Source organism: Pseudomonas avellanae BPIC 631 (assembly GCF_000444135.1).
Classification (GTDB): Bacteria; Pseudomonadota; Gammaproteobacteria; order Pseudomonadales; family Pseudomonadaceae; genus Aquipseudomonas; species Aquipseudomonas avellanae.
In genome coordinates this window covers 21,978-38,730 of sequence record NZ_ATDK01000050.1, presented here as the reverse complement: position 1 = coordinate 38,730, position 16,753 = coordinate 21,978, and the positions used below count along the sequence as shown (strand labels likewise).

The window sequence follows — 16,753 nt, the reverse complement described above, 5'->3', positions numbered from 1 at the left end:
CCAACTAACGGAAAATTCAAATCTTATCAATAGCTTAGCTTGCAGGTTATGGGTAACTTATTTCGAAAACAGTACACTAGCGCTCACGGGCTGCGTAAGGCTGGAAGAAAGCGGAGCCCATCCATTGCGGGGTCTTTTCCGTGGTCAGGGGTTCGGCGCGCTGATAGCTGCTGGCGCTTTTCGAATAGCCTTTGTGGTCGTACTCGGCCATGTAGGGGTATGGAAAGACCTTGCGCGTGCGGCCACGGTTGGCCACGTTGTCGGTGACCAGAAAGTCTGGCAGCGGTTGTTGTGTCCGTGGTCGGCCCTTCGCGGTTTTGCCCGGTCTTGCCTGTCGGGCGACGATTGCGTCCGGTGCGTGGTCGCTCTCAACCCAGGTCATCATCGGGGTGAGCAAATCGATCACGCTGGGCCCTTCCCCGCTGCCGCAATGATAAACGCCGGGCAGCATGTACAAGCGTTCAAACGACTCGGTGCGCGCCTTGCCCATCTTCGCCTCCACGGCCTCGTGATACGCCAGGGTGTTGAGCGGCGAAACATTGGGGTCGGCCCAGCCATGCCAGAGGATCAGTTTGCCGCCACGGCCGGCAAAGGGCGCAAGGTCAGGGTTGGTGGCGTCATACAGCGGATGCAGCGGGCGCAGTTTATCGAACGTGCTTTTGTCGAAGCGCAGCGTGCTCAGGTCGAACCCCGCTACGGGGTTGTTCTCGAACACCATGTTGCGAATGGCCTCCGATGCCGCTGTTTCGCTGTAGACGGCCTGTTCGGCAGTAACCGGCACGAACACACCTGCCCACGCCAGTTCCGACCCCGGCTGCGGACCACCGATGGTCAATCGCTCGCCGCTGTCGGGGTCTTTCGGCCCTTCGTAGAAACGTTTGACCACGGCCACTTCCTGCTGGGTGAGGCAGTTGGTGGTATCGGCGGACGATGTGCACTGCACACTTGCCGGGTCGAAGTTGCAGAGGCGCGGGTCAGCGATCAGGCCGTCTATCTGCCCGTCCAGCACGTCACACTTGGCCAGTACCGCTTTGTGCAGCAGCGGCAGCCTTGAAGCCAGCAGGACCGGCTTGCCGTCCGGGCCGATATTGGATCGGGCCATCCAGCCGTGATACAGGGTTTTCTGCACCTGAAAGTTGAGCGCAGGGGCGCCCGCGATGATGCCGTTGAAATCATCCGGGTAGCGCTGGGCCGCGACCAGGGCTTCGCGTCCGCCATCGGAACAGCCTGAGAAGTAGGCGTATTCGGCGTGCTTGCCATAAAACGCGGCGATCAGTTTTTTCGACGCGACGGCGGTGAGGTGCACGCTACGGTGGGCGAAGTCGGCGCGCTTCTGCGGGTCATCGCCGAACGTCTTGTCCGACGCCTGATGGCCCATGTCGGTGGATGCCACGGCGAAGGCGCCGGTGTTCAGCGGTTTACAGCCCTCTGCGACGCGCACCGTCGTATTGATGTTGCCACACAGCCCACCGCAGCCGACCTGCAGGTAACGCTGTGCCCAGGTGCCGGTTGGCAATTCCAGCCGAAAACCGATCTGCGGGGCCAGCCGACCTTCAACCGTACACACCGCGATGCCCTCACGGGTGGCTTCGCTGGCCGACAGCACCCGACTGCCCTGCCCGCCGATGTCGTTGAGGTCCACGCTTGCCAATGCAGCGCAGCCCATGACGGGTTTGACCACCGCAAGCCTGGCGAGCGCGTCAGTGGAATCCGCTGCCAGCGCTTTGGCCTGCGCTGGCATTTGGAAAAGAACAGAACCGGCCAGCAGGGTAAGGACGCGCGCGTACCTCGGTAGGGTTGGTTTCATGAGAACTCCTGTTCATGAAGGATCAATGGCAGTGCGCCCACTCATCACTGCACTGCCGGTAAAGGTAAAACGTTCAAGTGGTTGATTTGTTGAGATACTAGTAGAAAAAAACGTCAAGGGTTCCATCCGCCGCCCATGACCCTGTAGAGCGTGACCCTGTTGCTTTGCTCGGTCAGGCGTAGCGAAATCAGCTCCTGCTCGGCGCTGTACAGCGACCGCTGCGACTCCAGCGCTTCCAGGTAGCTCTGCGAACCGCCGCGATACAGCGCGTCGGCAAGCTCGTAGCTCTTGCGGCTGGCATCGGTGTAGGCCTGTTGTGCGGCAACCCGCTCATCCAGTGTGCTGCGCACCGCCAGCGCATCGGCGACTTCCTTGAAGGCGGTCTGGAGTGTCTGCTGGTAGGTGTGAATCTGGATCTGGTTTTCGATTTTGGCCGAATCCAGCGTGGCCCGATTGGCGCCGCCGTCGAAGATCGGCACGCTGATGCTCGGCGCAAAGCTCCAGGCACCGCTGCCGGTCTTGAACAGGCCCGAAAGGCTTGAACTGGCAGAGCCCGCATTGGCCGTCAGGGTGATGCTGGGAAAGAACGCCGCGCGCGCCGCACCGATGTCGATGTTTGCCGATTTCAGACTGTGCTCGGCGCTCAGTACATCCGGGCGACGTTGCAGCAGGCTGGAGGGCAACTCGTCTGGCACTTGCACCAGTTGCGCAACGGATTGCGCATCGGCAGCCGGTAAGAGCGCGTCAGGAATGTCACTGCCTACCAGCAGGCGCAGGGCATTGCGGTCCTGAAGCACCTGGCTTTGATACTGCGCCACATCACCCCGCGCCGATTCCACCGTGGTCTGTGCCTGAGCCACTTCCAGCCCCGACGAGCCGCCCAGCGCGTGGCTGCGCTGGGTCAGGTCGTAGCTCTGCCGCTGACTGGCCAATGTATCTTCAGCCAGTTTCAGCAGTTGGTTATCGGCCGCCAGCGTCAGCCAGCCCGTCGCAACTTCTGCAATCAGGCTGATCTGCGTGCTACGCCGCGTTTCGGTCAACGCCAGGTAGTCTTCCAGCGCTTCGTCCTGAAGGTTCTGGATGCGCCCGAACACGTCCAGTTCATAGCTGCTCAAACCCAGTTGCGCGCTGTATTCGTGGTTGATCGATGAGCGCCCGGTCGTAGAGGTGGCGGCAGACGTGCGGGTGTGCGTTGCGCTGCCACTGGCATCGATGGTCGGCAGGCTCGCAGCGCGCTCGATGCGGTATTGAGCCTGGGCTTTTTCGACATTAAGGCTGGCCAGTCGCAGGTCGCGGTTGTTGATCAAGGCCAGGGTTTGCAGGCGCACCAGCCGGTTATCGGTGAAAAAGTTCTGCCATTCGATATCCGTCGGCACGCTGGCTGAGGCAGAGGGGTTGGCCGCCGCTGCCGGCAGCCATTGTTCAGAAACCGGCGCTTCGGGGCGCTGATAGTCCGGAGCCAGGTTGACGCAGCCGGCAAGCAGCGCCATGAGCGCCAGTGAAGGCCAGAAAAGACGCATCATGCTTCACCTGCCGATGTGGATGGAACCGCTGGAGCGCTGTGTGACGCGCGACTGAAACGGCGACGAACTTCCACGAAGAACAACGGCACAAGGAAGATCCCCAGCAACGTGGCACTGAACATGCCGCCCAGCACGCCAGTACCGATGGCCTGACGTCCGGCGGAGCCCGCGCCACTGCTGATTGCCAACGGCAGCACGCCGAACATGAACGCCAGGGACGTCATCAGAATCGGCCGCAAACGCTGCCGCGCCGCCATGAGAGTTGCTTCGTGCAGGCTTTTCCCTTGCTCCTGCAGATGCTTGGCAAACTCGACGATCAGAATCGCGTTTTTCGCCGCCAGGCCAACCGTAGTGAGCAGCCCGACCTGAAAGTACACGTCATTGCTCAAACCGGTCGCGCGTGTTGCCAGTACTGCGCCGACTACACCCAGCGGCACCACCAGCATGACCGAGAACGGCACCGACCAGCTTTCGTACAGCGCTGCCAGGCACAAAAACACGAACAGCACTGAAATGGCGTAGAGCATGGGTGCCTGCGAGCCGGACAGGCGTAACTGGTAGGACTGGCCGGTCCACTCGTAACCAACGCCTTCGGGCAGTTGCTTGATGATCGCTTCAACAGCATCCATCGCCGTACCGGAACTCACGCCGGGTGCAGGATCACCGACAACTTCCAGCGATGAATTACCGTTGTAGCGCTCCAGCAAGGGCGAACCGTAGCTCCAGCTGCTGCTGGCGAACGAGGAAAACGGCACCATCTCGTCATTGCTGTTGCGCACGAACCAATGGTCAAGGTCCGCCGACTGCATGCGCGAAGTGGCCTCGCCCTGGACATAGACCTTCTTCACCCGGCCCTGATTAAGGAAATCATTGACGTAGCTGCCGCCCAGCGCAGTGGACAGGGTCGCGTTGATGTCGCTGGTGGACAGGCTGAGCGCACCGGCCTTGCGGTCATCGATAGTCACTTTCAACTGTGGCGTGTCGTCCAGGCCGTTACTGCGCACGCCGAGCATGCTCGGGTCTTTCCTGGCCTTTTCGATAAACGCTTCGCGGGCCTCGACCAACGCCTGATGCCCTACACCGCCCAGATCCTTGAGCTGCACATCGAACCCGGAACTCTGCCCCAGACCACGCACGGCTGGTGGCTGCATGACAAACACACTGGCATCACTGATGCTCGCCAGCGCAAGAGTCGCCCGCTGGGCAACCTGCGCCGCGCTGTGTTCGCTCCCTGTGCGCACGCTCCAGTCCTTGAGCTTGATGAACGCCCGGGCGGTATTCTGGCTGTTACCGCCCATCCCGAGCCCGGAAATACTGATCAACGCCTCGACTTCCGGCTGCTTGAGCATGTAGGTCTCGAACTGCCTCATCACCGCCTGGGTGCGGCTGTCAGTAGCACCCACGGGCAACTGAATCTGCGCCATCAATGCGCCTTGATCTTCATCCGGCAGAAACGAGGTCGGCAGGCTGACATAACCCGCGGCCATTGCCAGCAGAACCAGCGCATACACCAGCGCACCGCGTCCGCGATGCTTGATCACGCTACCCACGCCTCGCTGATAGCGATCGGCACTGCGGTCGAAGGTGCGATTGAACCAGCCGAAGAAACCGCCCTTTTGCGCAGGCTGCTGTGCATCAGACGCCCTGAGCAACGTGGCACACAGGGCGGGTGTCAGGGTCATCGCCACCAGCACCGAGAGCAGCATCGCCGACACGATGGTGACCGAAAACTGCCGATAGATGATCCCGGTGGAGCCGCTGAAAAACGCCATCGGGATGAACACGGCGCTAAGCACCAGCGCGATACCGATCAGCGCGCTGGTAATTTCCGCCATCGACTTGCGGGTGGCCTCCAGCGGACCGAGCTGCTCTTCACCCATGACCCGTTCGACGTTTTCCACCACCACAATGGCGTCATCGACCAGCAGACCGATGGCCAGGACCATCGCGAACATGGTCAGGGTATTGATCGAATACCCAAACAGCGCCAGCACGCCGAAGGTACCCAGCAGCACCACGGGCACCGTGATAGCCGGGATCAACGTGGCGCGCAGGTTCTGCAGGAACAGGAACATGATCAGCACGACCAGCACGATGGCTTCGCCCAGCGACTTCACCACCTCCTGGATCGACAGGCTTACAAACGGTGTCGTGTCATAGGCAATCACCGTTTTCAATTGCATCTGTGAGGGATAGAACGGCTCCAGCTCCTTGAGTTTGGCCTTGATCGCTTCGCCGACACTCAGCGCGTTAGCCCCGGAAGCCAGTTGAATACCCATCGCCGCAGCGGGCCTGCCATTGAGCGCCGAGTTGATGTCGTAACTCTCGCTGCCCAGTTCCACCCGCGCCACATCGCTCAGCAACACCACAGCACCATCGCTGGTGGACTTGACCACCACGTTGTCGAACTGCTCAGGCGTCTGCAGTTTGCTGCGCGCGCTGATCGTCGCGTTCAATTGCTGACCCGCCACCGCAGGCAACGCGCCCAACTGACCAGCCGAGACTTCGGTGTTCTGCGCCTCCAGGGCCGAGCTGACGTCAGACGGCATCAAGGCATATTTTTTCAGCTTGGCGGGGTCGAGCCAGATGCGCATGGCGTACCCCGAGCCCAGCGTCTGTACATCACCGACGCCATCGACCCGACTGATCTGATCGAGCAGCGTGCTGGAAATGTAATCGCCAATCTGTGTGCCGGTGACGCTTTCGTTATCGGATGCCAAGGCAACCAGCATCAGAAAATCAGAGCCGCCCTTGGTCACCGTCAAACCCTCGCTCTGCACGCTTTGCGGCAGGCGCGACTCGGCCTGCTGCAACTTGTTCTGGACCTGCATCTGCGCCACATCGGGGTCAGTGCCCGCCGCAAAGGTCAGGCTGATGCTGGCACTGCCCGCCGAACTGCTGGAAGCGGACATGTAAGTGAGATTGTCCAGCCCCTTCATCTGCTGCTCGATCACTTGCGTGACGGAGTCCTCGACCGTCTTGGCCGATGCGCCGGTGTACGTGGCGGAGATCTTGACCGTGGGCGGTGCAATATCCGGGTACTGCTCAAGGGGCAACTGGCTGATGGACAGCGCACCGGCCAGCATGATGCAGATCGCGATGACCCAGGCAAAAACAGGCCGATCAATGAAGAAACGCGCCATGTTCAGCCCTCCTTCCGGGTGGCGACGGGCGCGGGTGCGCTCGCTGCGGTAGCATCAGCGTTTTCGCTGACCTGAACCGCCACCTCGGTCCCCACCCTGACTTTCTGCCCACCCTCCACCACCACTTGATCACCTGCCAGCAGCCCGGAGGTCACCCACCACTGGTTGCCTACCGCGCGGTCGATGTTGACGACCCGCTGCTCGATTTTGCCGTTGACCACCAGCAATGCCGTGGTCACACCGCTGGCGCTGCGGCTGACTGCTTTCTGGGGGATCAGGATGGCCTTGTCGTCGCGGGCCTGTTCAAGTACCGCCTTTACGTACATGCCCGGTAACAGCAGCCGATCGGGGTTGGCAAAACGGGCCCGCAACGTGACGGTGCCCGTCCCTTCGTTGACGCTGACGCCACTGAACTGCAAACGGCCGTCCTGGTTGTAGAGGCTGCCGTCATCCAGCTTGAGGGTGATGTTCGCCTCACCTGCGCCATTGGCTTGCAACGCGCCGCTGGCCAGGTCGCGTTTCAGGCGCAGCAACTCGGTGGTCGATTGCGTCACATCGACATAGATCGGGTCCAGTTGCTGAACGGTGGTCAGTGCGCTGTCCTGTTGGGCGACCACCAGTGCGCCGGGGGTCACGGTCGAGGTTTCGATGCGCCCGCTGATGGGCGACACGATGCGCGTGTAGCCAAGATTGATGCGCGCAGTCTGCACGTCGGCTTCGGCCACCTTGACCTCGGCCTCGGCGGTCAACTGGCTGGCCTCGGCATGCTCTTTGTCCTGCTGGCTGATGGCGTCGATCTTCGCCAGTTGTCCATCACGCCGGGCGGTGGCCTGCGCAGACTTGAGGGTCGCACGGGCCTTGGCCAGTGTGGCCTGGGCTTGCGCCAGCGTGGCTTTGTAGGTCGCGCTGTCCAGTTGATACAACGGCTGCCCCGCCTTGACCTCGGCACCTTCGACAAACAACCGCTGCTGGACAATCCCGCTGACCTGAGGCCGGATCTCGGCCACCATGAACGCCTGGGTACGGCCAGCCAGCTCAGTAGTCAGCGCCTGGGTCTGAGGCTGAACGGTCTGGACCGACACATTGGGTTTTTCCGCAGCCGCTGGCGGCGCTTCGGCGGAACAGCCGCTCAGCAGGCTGACAATGGCTGCGTAGATGACAAAGGTAAACGTCATCAGGTATTTGGCGAAAATCTTGCTCGACATGATTGCCTCGGAACGTTGTGGCGAAAGCCTGACGTCATCGTGCGAGGCAAATGTGCAGGAAAATTGAAGATTGGCCCGAAGACTTGAAACTTGCGGGCACCGGGGCCTAAATGCAGGCTGTCTTCAGGGAAACCCCAAGCCTTCATGAAATCGAGCATCTCCACCAAATTGTTTGTCGCGGTCCTTGCCAGTGTGCTGTCGGTAACCCTGATCATGGGCCTGACTGCCAACTGGAGCTTCGGTCGCGGTTTTCTCGGCTATCTCAACGAGCAGGCAATGCAGCGCATGTCGCCGGTCCTGCCGCGCTTGGCCAGTGCCTATGCACGCGAAGGCAACTGGGAGTTTCTGCGCAATAACAGGGATCGCTGGTTTGAAGTCATGCGCCCGGACCCGGCGCAGGATTTCGCCATTCCCGGCCTTGCTACGCCCCCTGCTTCCGATCTGACCGGCGCGGTGTTTCGAATCGCCCTGCTGGATGCCCACAAAGACCTGGTGATGGGTTTTCAGGGTGTGCACGACGACGAGTTCATGCGCCCGGTGGAGGTGGACGGCAAGACCGTAGGCTGGCTGGCCGTCACCCCATTTCAGAGTGTGAGCGAAGCCGGCGGTGAGCGTTTTCAGCAGTATCAGTTGCGTGCCAGCCTGGCGATGGGTGTGCTTTCCCTGCTGCTTGCGGTGCTGATTGCCTGGTGGATCTCGCGAACACTGCTTGACCCGGTCAAACGCGTTGCCGCTGCGACCCATCGCCTCGCGGCCGGAAAATACAGCAGCCGCGTGGCGGTGTCCTCCACCGATGAGGTCGGCCAGCTGGCGCGTGACTTCAATCAGTTAGCGTACACCCTGGAGCGCAACGAGAAGATGCGCCGTGAGTTCATGGCCGACGTGTCCCATGAACTACGCACGCCGCTGTCAGTGTTGCGGGGCGAGCTGGAAGCCATCGAAGACGGCGTGCGCACGCTGGATCAGGCGTCGATGAAATCGCTGCAAAGCGAAGTCGGCATGCTCAGCAAGCTGGTGGATGATCTCTATGAGCTGTCGCTGGCCGACGTGGGCGCACTGACCTATCGCAAAGTCGATTGCGACCTCACCGAGTTGCTGACCAGCACTGTTGCTATGTTTGAAGAGCGCTGCACCCACCGGCAGTTGCGTTTGCAGCTGGACTTGCCAGATCAGAACCTGTCGGTGCACGCCGACCCCGGACGCTTGCAGCAACTGATTTGCAATCTGCTGGAAAACTCGGTGCGTTACACCGACGCAGGCGGCACGCTGCAGGTCCGGGCGGCTTTTGCAGACGGCGAGGTGCGCGTCGACGTGCTGGACTCCGGGCCAGGTGTCGAACCGGAGCAATTGGCGCGGCTATTCGAGCGTTTCTATCGCGGTGAAAGCTCGCGTAACCGTGCCAGCGGCGGCGCGGGGCTGGGGCTGGCGATCTGTCACAGCATCGCCCTCGCCCACGGCGGCAGCCTCAGCGCCGACCATTCGCCCACCGGCGGCCTGTGGCTGACGCTGCGCCTGCCAGGAGTGTTGTGAGCATGACGACTGAAACACCGATTCTCATCGTCGAAGACGAGCCCAAACTGGCCACGCTGATGCGTGATTACCTGATCGCTGCCGGGTATTCGACGCACTGTCTGGCCAACGGTCTGGACGTGGTCCCTGCGGTCAGGGCCAGCGCCCCGCAACTGATTCTGCTCGACATCATGCTGCCCGGCCGCGATGGTATGGACATCTGCAAGGAGCTGCGCAGTTTCAGCGCGGTGCCGATCATCATGATCACCGCACGGGTCGAGGAAATCGATCGTCTGTTGGGCCTGGATCTGGGCGCGGATGACTACATCTGCAAACCCTTCAGCCCGCGTGAAATGGTCGCCCGCGTCAAAGCCATCCTGCGTCGCACCTCAGCCACCGATCCGCTGGCCGCCAAAGGCTTGCAGGTTGACGAAGAGCATTATCAGGCCTCGTTCAACGGCGTCGCCCTGGACCTGACCCCAGTCGAACTGCGGCTGCTGGCCACCTTCGCCCGCTCACCGGGCCGGGTCTTTTCCCGCGACCAGCTGCTGGACAGGCTCTATTCGGACCATCGCGTGGTGACCGACCGCACCGTGGACAGCCACATCCGCAACCTGCGCCGCAAACTGGAACAGGCCTGCCCTGGGCAAGACCCGATTCAGTCGCTTTATGGCGTGGGGTACAAGCTGGAGCTGTGAGGCACGCTGCGCTGAGAACCGGGTGCACTGGTTTTACTGCCGGTTCCCGGCAGATCGTGGAGAAGTCCGCTCTACGCCCGTTGGGCAGAATCAAAACGGCCTTCTGTCCCAAGGGCAGGAGCGAACTTGTTCGCGAAGACGGTCGCTCAGGCGATGCATTTTCGGAAAGCTTGGCAGCTCCTTCGCGGACAAGCGAAGCGTCGCCCGGTCCGCTCCTACGGCCTGCGGCCAGAATCCAAGGCAGACGTGTACGTAACGTGAGGAACGACAGTCGCGATTATCGTGCGACGCTCCGCGTCGGCATGCCGTTCTGGACGCTCTGCGTCCGATCCTTACTGCGCGCCATCAGGCACTCTCCGTCTGGCGATTGCGGTTCAGCGCCGCCAGGTCGCGGAAAGCAGCCCCCGGATGCCCGGTTTCCAGCCGCGGCCCGTCGCCAAACAACTTCTCGCGCAGGGTGCCTTTGGCGTATTCGGTCTTGTAGACGCCGCGCTTCTGCAACTCCGGCACCAACAAATCGACCGCATCGATGAAGGTTTCATGAGTCAGCGCGTAGGCCAGGTTGAAACCGTCGACGTCCGTGTCCTCAACCCACTCCTGAAGCAGATCGGCCACTGTTTCCGGGCTGCCGACAAACAATGGCCCGAAACCGCCGATACCGACCCAGTCAGCCAATGCCTGCGGCGTCCATACAGTGTTAGGGTCCGCCGTGGAAAAGGTCTCGACCGCCGATTGAATGGCATTGGTGTGCACATGCCGCAGCGGCTCCTCCGGTTTGAACTGGCTGAAGTCGATGCCGGTCCAGCCAGAAATCAGCGCCATGGCTCCCTCATAACTGACCCAGCTTTTGTACTCCTCAAATTTGGCTTTCGCCTTGGCATCGGTCTCACCGAGGATGACCGTCTGCAAGTTGAAGATCAGGACTTTGGACGGGTCGCGACCCGCCTCGGCGGTGCGACGTCGGATATCGGCAACGGTCTTTTTCAGCAGGACTTTAGAAGGTGCCGCAACGAAAACGCATTCGGCATGCTCGGCAGCAAACTGCTTGCCCCGACTTGAAGCGCCCGCCTGATAGAGCACCGGCGTGCGTTGCGGCGAAGGCTCGCACAGGTGAATGCCGGGCACCTGAAAGTGCTTACCGGCGTGACGGATCTCGTGGATCTTGCTCGGGTCGCTGAACACCCGGCGTTCCCGGTCCCGCAGAATCGCGCCATCCTCCCAGCTGCCTTCCCAGAGTTTGTAACAAACCTCCAGATACTCCTCGGCATAGTCATAGCGTGCATCGTGTTCGGTCAGGGTTTTCTGCCCCAGATTCTTCGCGCCACTTTCCAGGTACGACGTGACGATGTTCCAGCCGGCGCGGCCCTTGGTCAGGTGATCCAGCGTCGATAGACGGCGGGCAAACGGATAAGGGTGCTCGAACGACAACGACGCCGTCAGGCCAAAGCCCAGGTGCTCGGTCACCAGCGCCATGGGCGGAATCAACTGCAACGGGTCATTGACCGGCACCTGCGTGGCCTGACGAATCGCCGCCTCGCCATTGCCGCGATAAACATCGTAGATGCCCAACACATCGGCGATGAACAGGCCGTCGAACTTGCCGCGTTCCAGAATCTTCGCCAGTTCGGTCCAGTATTCCAGGTCCTTGTACTGCCACGAGCGGTCACGAGGATGCGCCCATAAGCCAGGCGACTGATGGCCGACGCAATTCATGTCGAAGGCATTGAGGCGTATTTGACGGGACATTCGCTTACTCCTGAAGCTGCGGCGGAACCACGCCATTAAGGCGCTGGTTGCCGATAATCTGGTAATGCCAACGCAGCGGTTCGCGACCGGTACGGGCTGGCAGTGACGGGCGCTGGCCGGTCAGTTCGTGCTGGACGTTGCCAACCGCCTGCAACGCATCGGCACTGGCAATCACCGCTTCACTGCTGGCAATCAGGCGTTGCTCGGCTGAGCCTTCCAGGCCCTGGGCGCGCTCCAGCAACGCAGCGGCGACTTCCAGACGGATCTGCAGATCGCCGACTTTGCTGATCACATAGGGGTCATCGGCAAGGCGCAGCACGCCACTGAATGACCACGGCTGACCCTGCTCGCGCAGGTAATCGAGGGTTTGTTGCAAGCCTTGACGGGCGTCGCCAAAGTCTTCGGCGGCGACCGCCAGTTGCGCGGTGACAGCGGGATGGGACATGAAAGTGCTCCTTGATCAGTTCCAGGCGGGACGCGGCGGTGCAATACCGTTGAGCACCTGATTGCCGATCAGGTGGTATTTCCAGCGTGCCGGGTCGTGCAGCGTGTGGGTGCGCGCATTACGCCAATGACGGTCGAGGTTGAGCTTGCCGAGTACCGAACGGGTGCCGGCCAGCTCGAAGAGTTTGCTGCTGGTGAGCAAGGCGATCTGTGCTGACAGCACCTTGGCCTGGGCAACCACCACCGACGCATGCGCGACGCTGGCTCCGCTTGGCTTGGCTTGGCCAGCGCATGGTCGATGGCCTGCCCGGCTTTGGCGAGGATCGCGTCGGTGCCGTGCAGCCGCCATTGCAGGTCACCGATGGTCGCAATGCTGAACGGGTCCTGCCAGCCGAAATCCTGCTTGCTGTCGATCCACGGTCGCGCCAAACGGGCGTGCGTGAGGGTTTCCTCGAAGGCGCCGTGGGCGATGCCGGTATCCACCGCCGCCTGGATAATCTGTGAAATAGGCCCGTCGGCGGTCGGCTCATCGAAGGCCCGGTGAGCCGGGATCACCGCGCTGGACGGCACCCGCACGTCTTTCAACACCGCGCCGCCGCTGGCCGTGGTGCGCTGACCGAAACCGTCCCAGTTGTCGATGATGGTCAGGCCCGGATTGTTACGCTCGACGAAGGCAATAAAGGCCTGATTCTGCTCGTTGACGCCCGATACCGGCACGATGTGCGCGAACAAAGCACCGGTGCAGTAGAACTTTTCGCCATCCAGCACCGCGTGTTCGCCCTCAAAACGAATGCGCGTCTGGAAGGCTCCGGCGTTTTTACTTTTTGCCTCCGAGAACGCGTTGCCAAAGCGATAGCCCGCCAGCGCCTTGCCGAAGTAGTGGCGCTTTTGCTCTTCGGTGCCGGTCTGCAACAGGATATCGAGCACGCCCAGATGGTTCTGCGGAATTTGCCCGAGGGAAGAATCAGCGGCAGAGATGAGTTTGATCACTTCAGCGACGGTGACGTAGGAAACCCCGGCACCGCCGTAAGCTTTGGGAACGGTGATGGCCCACAGGCCGCTGGCCGAGAATTCATCCAGTTCGGCGACCGGCAGACGGCGTTCGCGATCACGCAGCGAAGCCTCTTCGGCAAAGCGGCTGGCCAGTGCCCTGGCGACCTCGATGGCTTCGGCGTCAGAGGCAATGACGTGCGCTCTGGGCGGTGTGGAGGGTGGAGTTGCGACTGGGTTGCTCATGGGCTGGCTCCTGATCGTTGGCGACAGGTTGAAGACATTCAACACGCTTGGCCTTGAGCAGTGCACAGTACGTGCCGAAACATATTTACATTTAAAAACAATAAGTTACATAAATACCCTGATAACCCTTGGTATCACACCCGACAAAATGTCCGAACACTGTTGCTGGAAGAACAGCGGCCTGTTCAAGAAGCCCCAGCCCCCAGATAAAAGTTCTGGATGTCCTCGCGCCCGGCCAGCTTTTGCGCAGTGCCCGAGCCCACTACCCGGCCGTTTTCCAGCACATAGCCGAACTGCGCATAGTCGAGGGTCAGGTTGATATTCTGTTCGGCCACCAGCAGGCTCAGCCCTTCGTCGCGATTGAGCCGGGCCAGGGTGTCGAATATTTCCTCGACTACTTGCGGCGCCAGGCCCATGGACGGCTCGTCGAGCAACAGCAACCGTGGCTCGGACATCAATGCCCGGCCGATGGCGACCATCTGCTGCTCACCGCCCGAGGTGTAACCGGTCAAGCGCTTGCGCAGCAGACGCAGCCTAGGGAAGTAGCCGTAGACCTTCTCCAGCCGGGCCTTGATTTCAGCCCGCGATGGCCGGGACACAAAGGCCCCGATCAGCAGGTTTTGCTCAACGCTCAGGTGCGTGAAGCAGTGACGGCCTTCCAGCACCTGCGCCAGGCCGTTGCTGACCAGCGCGGACGGATCGGAGCGGGTAATCGGCTCGCCCAGATAGTGAATCTGGCCGCTGACCACCTCGCCCCGTTCCGCACGTACCAGGCTTGAAATGGCCTTGAGCGTGGTGCTTTTGCCCGCGCCGTTGGCCCCCAGCAAGGCCACGATCTGACCTTGCCGAACCTGCAGGCTGACACCGCGCAAAGCCAGGATGGACTGCTCGTAGAACACCTCCACCTGCTCCACCGAGAGGAGTGTTGCGCTGAGCGGACTGACCGGCAGGATCGACGTCATCGGCTTATTGCTCCTTGCTGCAATCGCGAGGGGTGATGCCTTTTTCCTTGGCGTATTGCGCAGCCGATGCCTCGATGATCGGCCGCAGCAAGGCGCGATCGGCCTGTATCCAGTCGCTGATCAGGTTCCAGCGCTGGCCGTCCCATTGCTGAAAGCGCACCGCACCGCCGCCTTCGTGGTCAGCGCAGGACAGTTTCAGTGGCTGCACCAGACCTTTGGCACCCAGCTCCTGTAAACGCGCGTCGTCCAGATTCAAATGCTCGAACCCCCAGCGTACCTGCTCACCGCTCAGCGGCTTGTTACCGAATCGGGCCTGAGCGATGCGCAGCGCCTCGACGTTAAGGATGCCGTTCACCACGCCGAGGTTGTAATACACCGTGCCGAAGCGCTTGGGGTCGGAAAGGTTGCCCTGGCCTTTATCGAGCACGGCCGTCTTGATGCCTTGCAGCACCGGGAAGTCGGTACCGGATGGATGCGTAGTGATCGAGATGAAGCCTTTGGCGGCTGCACCGGCAGGAATCACGTCTTCTTCGGAGTTGCTCCAGATGTTGCCAATGATATGGTCAACCGGAAAACCGACCTTCTGCGCCGATTTCAACGCCACCGGGTTCATCACGCCCCAACCGCGCAGGATCACCCAATCGGGCTTGAGGCGACGAATGTTCAACCACTGCGATTGCTGTTCGTTGCCAGGATGCGGCACTTCCAGTGCGGTCAATTCAAAGCCGTAATTCTTCGCCAGGGTTTCCAGTACGCCGTTGGTTTCCTTGCCATACGGCGAGCCGTGGTAAAGCACGGCGATTTTCTTGCCTTTGAGCGACGCCAGCCCGCCTTCACGCTGACCGATGTAATTGACGATGGCCGACACTTCCGAGTACGGGTTCAGCTGTAACGGAAACACATACGCAAACACGCTGCCGTCGGTGGAATCCGTACGCCCGTGGTTAATCGTGATCAGCGGCAGCTTGTCGGCGGTGGAGCGTTCCAGCGTGGCGTAGGCGATCCCCACGGAAAGCGGGTTGGTGGCGGCAGCCGGGGCACCATTGAGCCCGCCCTTGAGCCGCTCGTAGCATTCAACGCCCTTCTCCACCACGTATTCGGTTTCGCACTCCGACCAGGTCAATTTGACGCCATTGACCCCGCCGTTGGCGTTGACGTATTGCAGGTAGTCGATAAAACCACCGAAAAATCCGGTGCCGCCCGCCGCATACGGGCCAACCCGGTAGCTCTGCAGCGGGAAGTATTGCTCATTGGCAGCTTGCGCCGTTGCAACCAGACCTGAGCCCAGCAATGCCAGACCAAGGGCCAGACGCAACAGGGATTTTCGGTGTTTCATGGGCGTATTCCTTGAGGTACACGAAGGTTTTTTGTGGGTAAAACGGTCCATCAATAACGCAGCGGCCAGACCCGCGCACACTGGCGAAAGCGCTGCCAGAGGCGCGTCAGCCCTTCGGGTTCCTTGATCAGAAAGGCAATGATCAACGCGCCGAAAAGCATCTTCTGAATGTTTTCCAGTTGCCCGGAATCGATAAGGCCGACCGGCAGCAAGGCGCTGAGGTTGCCCAACAGAATCGGGAACAACACGATGAAGGCCGCACCGAAGAAGTTGCCCTGCACACTGCCCAGCCCGCCGATAATGATGATGAACAGGATCTGGAACGACCGGTTCAGATCAAAACCATGCGGCTCCACCGTGCCCAGGTAGGCAAACGCCCACAACGAGCCGGCGATACCCAGGTAGAAGCCGCTGATGGCGAATGCCAGCAGCTTGGCCTTGAACAAGCGGATGCCGATGACCGCCGCGGCGGTGTCCATGTCGCGCACGGCCATCCAGTTGCGGCCCAGCTCGCCGCGCAGCAGGTTTCTGGCCAGCCAGAACAGCAGCACCACCAGCACCACCAGCGCCAGCGTCAACAGATAACGGCCTTGCGGCGAACTGAAATTCATCCCGGCGATGATCAACGGTGGCGAGGTGATCACCCCCGACGCGTTGTCGTTGGTAAACCAGCTGAAACGGGTCAACACCCACTCGACGACAAACTGCGCCGCCAATGTTGAGACCAGCAGGTAAAAGCCCTTGATGCGCAGACTGGGCAGCCCGAACAGTAGCGCCACTGCCGCCGACACCAGCCCGCCGAGTGCAAACCCGAGCAACAGCGGCATGCCGGGCACGCGCAGTTGCATGTTATAGGCAGCAAACGCGCCCACGGCCATGAACGCAGCCGAGCCGAGCGACAATTGCCCGGCGTAACCGGTCAGCAGGTTCAGCCCGAGCCCCGCCAGCGAGAGCACCAGAAACGGAATCAGAATCGCGCTGAACCAGTAATCGTTGCCCAGCAACGGCACGCCAACGAACGCAAAAACCAACAGCCCCCACTGGGCGATACGGTCCTGACGCAGGCGAAAGACCCGCCGCTCGCCCGCATACGTACTCGCCAGTTGTCCGGCTTCTTGAAACAGCATGGCAATGATCCTTGGAA

The 16,753-nt window shown here is 61.2% G+C and carries 11 protein-coding genes and 1 pseudogene; 2 read left to right on the top strand and 10 right to left on the bottom strand.

Translation table 11 applies throughout. From position 1 onward, the window contains the following. Positions 1-76 precede the first annotated feature (76 nt). The 4 genes from DW49_RS0103285 to DW49_RS0103270 all read right to left on the bottom strand — a co-directional run bounded on the left by DW49_RS0103285 (position 77) and on the right by DW49_RS0103270 (position 7,678). A complete protein-coding gene (locus DW49_RS0103285; protein ID WP_005618369.1) occupies positions 77-1,807 on the bottom strand; it encodes a tannase/feruloyl esterase family alpha/beta hydrolase in 1,731 nt (576 codons plus the stop codon). 113 nt (positions 1,808-1,920) lie between these two features. Beyond that, positions 1,921-3,327, bottom strand: a complete 1,407-nt coding sequence (locus DW49_RS0103280) for an efflux transporter outer membrane subunit (protein WP_024421092.1) — start codon at positions 3,325-3,327, stop codon at positions 1,921-1,923. Further along, positions 3,327-6,473 carry an efflux RND transporter permease subunit gene (locus DW49_RS0103275; RefSeq protein ID WP_005618374.1) on the bottom strand — a complete coding sequence of 1,049 codons (3,147 nt, stop codon included), beginning with the start codon at positions 6,471-6,473 and terminating at the stop codon, positions 3,327-3,329. The genes DW49_RS0103280 and DW49_RS0103275 overlap by 1 nt, the downstream gene beginning before the upstream one ends. Before the next feature lie 2 nt (positions 6,474-6,475). After that, a complete protein-coding gene (locus tag DW49_RS0103270) occupies positions 6,476-7,678 on the bottom strand; it encodes an efflux RND transporter periplasmic adaptor subunit (RefSeq protein WP_005618377.1) in 1,203 nt (400 codons plus the stop codon). Between the two features lie 144 nt (positions 7,679-7,822). Between DW49_RS0103270 and baeS the strand changes: the two genes are divergently transcribed. Together baeS and DW49_RS0103260 are read left to right on the top strand one after the other, a co-directional pair. Continuing rightward, complete coding sequence (gene baeS, locus DW49_RS0103265; RefSeq protein WP_005618380.1) at positions 7,823-9,208, top strand: sensor histidine kinase efflux regulator BaeS; 1,386 nt, start codon at positions 7,823-7,825, stop codon at positions 9,206-9,208. 2 nt (positions 9,209-9,210) lie between these two features. Further along, positions 9,211-9,885, top strand: coding sequence for a response regulator (locus DW49_RS0103260; RefSeq protein ID WP_003376760.1), 675 nt, complete (start codon positions 9,211-9,213; stop codon positions 9,883-9,885). Between the two features lie 345 nt (positions 9,886-10,230). Here DW49_RS0103260 and DW49_RS0103255 read toward each other — a convergent pair whose 3' ends face one another. The 6 genes and pseudogenes from DW49_RS0103255 to DW49_RS0103230 form a co-directional block, all read right to left on the bottom strand. Then, positions 10,231-11,631 (bottom strand): LLM class flavin-dependent oxidoreductase, encoded by a 1,401-nt coding sequence (locus DW49_RS0103255; protein WP_024420964.1) that lies wholly within the window; start codon positions 11,629-11,631, stop codon positions 10,231-10,233. Positions 11,632-11,635: 4 nt separating this feature from the next. Further along, entirely contained in the window at positions 11,636-12,076 is a 441-nt protein-coding gene (locus DW49_RS0103250; protein WP_024420965.1) for an acyl-CoA dehydrogenase family protein, read from the bottom strand. A 15-nt stretch (positions 12,077-12,091) separates the two neighbouring features. Next, positions 12,092-13,311: pseudogene (locus DW49_RS01000000128005) on the bottom strand (SfnB family sulfur acquisition oxidoreductase). Between the two features lie 185 nt (positions 13,312-13,496). Further along, a complete protein-coding gene (locus DW49_RS0103240) occupies positions 13,497-14,273 on the bottom strand; it encodes an ABC transporter ATP-binding protein (RefSeq protein ID WP_005618394.1) in 777 nt (258 codons plus the stop codon). Between the two features lie 4 nt (positions 14,274-14,277). After that, entirely contained in the window at positions 14,278-15,609 is a 1,332-nt protein-coding gene (locus tag DW49_RS0103235) for an ABC transporter substrate-binding protein (RefSeq protein ID WP_024419783.1), read from the bottom strand. Between the two features lie 50 nt (positions 15,610-15,659). After that, complete coding sequence (locus tag DW49_RS0103230; RefSeq protein ID WP_005618399.1) at positions 15,660-16,736, bottom strand: branched-chain amino acid ABC transporter permease; 1,077 nt, start codon at positions 16,734-16,736, stop codon at positions 15,660-15,662. Positions 16,737-16,753 lie beyond the last annotated feature (17 nt).